Consider the following 2,685-nt stretch of genomic DNA (forward strand, 5'->3'; position numbering starts at 1 on the left):
TGCCTTAACTCCTTGTTATAATTATAATTTATAACAAGGCGACAAAAATTTTTTATCTGCTTTGTCAAGCAAAAAATAAACATTTTTATAATTTTTTTATCCCATATAACATGCAAAAACTTAACCGGACACTACTGCTTGTGTTCAGTTCACTTTGATATTCCATATAAAAATCAGCAAAACCATCATCCCCAGCTGCTATTGAATCAGATCGACCATATTGAATAGCAAAATAGTCAGATGAGAATTCATTAATTGCCCTATATACAACTTGTTCAGCCCAATCACCTTGTTCCTTATTTGTAAGGAATTCTGAATTTGCCATCGTAGGTGGCCGCCCTGTCATTTGTATTTCCGTATCAATTTCAAGCGGTGATTGTTGGATAAGATTCAAGATATCGTCTTTATACATTTTTGCTCCTTGTTATTTTTATTACGCCCAACGCTCGGCGTAACCGGCTGGCAATGGAGCGTAGCGATAATTGCCAGTCCGCGTTCACGCAGTTGTTGGGCGAGTTTGTCGATTCTGAAGCCACTTTTTAAATGACGCCTGACTCTCTCCGGAGGGTTTTCCAGCAAGAACACCCTCAACGCTTACGTCTTCGTCTACGTCCTCCCAGTGGACACCTTGACCTTTGCCGATCAGCCTCCACTTTGCTCGTTCCTCAGGGCTAGCGTGATCAAGGCGAGGGTACCATCCCAATGGAACCGAAATGGTGCGCCCGTCACTAAGGTCAACGGTTAGGGTGTCCTCAGTCGAGTGGACATCGACAGCATAGGGGATTTCGATTTCAACGGCCAAAATATTCATTCCATGCCTCCATCAAGGATTCTTGATTTTTTTCAATAATACTATAAATTTGTTTTAATTCAAGACGGTTGAATCCACCACTGTTCTGAAGGCGGATCGGATCGAGCCAGTATTTCGCAACTTTATCATCTCGTTCGACGTGGATATGATGCGGTTCATCATGATCACTGGCATAAAAAAAGAATCGATATGGGCCAAATCTGAATACAGTTGGCATTTAATCCACCTTCTTATGATTAATTATTGTTTAGCCCAACGTTTGAACTGTGCGGCGCGGCTTCTTGCGTCCGCACCAGTGAATGGTTCGGCCGATTTGGCATCGGAATGCTGGCTGCGTACGTGCATTTCAGAGCTTAGATCCTGGCGACTCGCTCAATAATTGGTTCGCGGATTGGAAGCGTTCTTCCACCTCCTGGCGGTCCTCGTCTTCCAGCAACCCGCCGCGTGCCCCCCGGACGATCATCTTGGCGTGCCGTAACAGCGCAGCGCTGTCCTCCGGCCGATGTACGGATCCCGCAACCTCGGCAATCGTTTCCAGCAGACGGATGGTCACCGCAGCGCTGGAACGGCTATATTGCCGGATCTGGTTGAACGCCGCGTCCGTGACATCCGGGAACGTGAAGACAGGCGTAATGACCCGAAGCTGATCCTTTTCGTCATGTCGATAAGGCGACGGCATGTCTCGTTGAGCCAAGCGGCACAGTGCCGACCCCAGGTGGTCCACACACGTCATCGCCGTGAACGGGTCATTCACCCCGGGAGAGAGGGCTCGTATCGCGATTTCTACAAGTTGGTTGACCGTGAACTCAATGTCCTGACCGGGCGTTCGCTGGTTACCCAGGGCGAACGCGGAATTGACGCGGTCGATAAGCTGATCGGTAACCCTGTTTCCTGGCCAGACCAACACCAGCGGGCGGGCGGCAACGACATAATGGCCGGGTCGTCGCTCCAGTCGAATAACGATATCCTCTTGCATGGCCAACGCCATCAAAGCGTCCCCATCGACAAACTGCAGATAGCCGTCCCCTGCAGATCCAATCGGACGCGCCTCCCGACCGAACGTGTCGAGGAAACCTGCGTCAGGTGGCTCCGTCGGAATCCGTGGTGCTCCCCGGCCGATGCTTTCCGGGAACAGGCGCTCTATTCCCTCGATCAACTCCGTTCCGACCCGCGCCACGATCTCGTTGGCCTGGATAGAAACGGACACGTGATGGATAAAGTAGATCAACACCCCCACACTCACCACCGCGAGCAGCACGCCGAGAGTGACAGACAAGTGGGGGACGAAGGCGATCTCCTCAGCGCGGCGGATGGTGCGGAGGACGAGCAAGCAGTACAGGAAGGTAGCGACGAACGTACCGAGTACCATTTGGGTCGTGGTGTCGCGCATGAAATTGCGGAGCAGACGGGGCCCGAGCTGTGACGAGGCAAGCGATAGAGCGACCAGGGTCATCGAAAAAACCACCCCGGCGATGGTGATCATTGATCCGGCGATAGCACCCAGCAAGGAACTCGACCCCTCCGCTCCGCCGGTGAAAGACCAACCACAGTTAAGCGCCAACCAGTCCGTCACCGGCTTATCCAGGGCGACGATTGCGAAGGCCAACACCATCGCCCCGCCGGCCATGACTGCCGGGAGAAACCAGAAACTGGAACGAACGCGGTTCCATGTTTTGAAAACCTGTACTCTCATGACGACACTACCTCATTCATTCGCATGTCCTGCGGGGCCGAACGACGGAAATAACCCACGCCGCCGCCGGCCAAGGATAAAAAACGTAACTTACTCGGCGTTGGGTTAATTGATTTGTTGGCCCTTTAGTAAATGCAAGCATCAAGTATTGAAAGCACCTCTGCAAGCAATTCCTGACCAC

At 51.8% G+C, this 2,685-nt stretch carries 4 protein-coding genes; all 4 read right to left on the reverse strand.

Going from position 1 to position 2,685, the window contains the following annotated elements; all coding sequences use genetic code 11:
- Positions 1-85 precede the first annotated feature (85 nt).
- Positions 86-412: an AccI family restriction endonuclease gene (locus VXK47_RS06175; RefSeq protein ID WP_435547897.1), complete on the reverse strand. Its 327-nt coding sequence runs from the start codon at positions 410-412 to the stop codon at positions 86-88.
- Positions 413-496: 84 nt separating this feature from the next.
- On the reverse strand, positions 497-811 hold the full coding sequence (locus VXK47_RS06180; RefSeq protein ID WP_435547898.1) for a DUF2442 domain-containing protein: 315 nt from the start codon (positions 809-811) through the stop codon (positions 497-499).
- A complete protein-coding gene (locus tag VXK47_RS06185) occupies positions 792-1,028 on the reverse strand; it encodes a DUF4160 domain-containing protein (protein WP_435547899.1) in 237 nt (78 codons plus the stop codon). Before VXK47_RS06185 ends, VXK47_RS06180 begins: the two co-directional genes overlap by 20 nt.
- Positions 1,029-1,157: 129 nt before the next feature.
- A complete protein-coding gene (locus tag VXK47_RS06190) occupies positions 1,158-2,504 on the reverse strand; it encodes a DUF2254 domain-containing protein (protein ID WP_435547900.1) in 1,347 nt (448 codons plus the stop codon).
- Between the last annotated feature and the right edge of the window lie 181 nt (positions 2,505-2,685).

This window comes from Desulfobacterium sp. N47, assembly GCF_051233685.1.
GTDB lineage: Bacteria > Desulfobacterota > Desulfobacteria > Desulfobacterales > RPRI01 > RPRI01.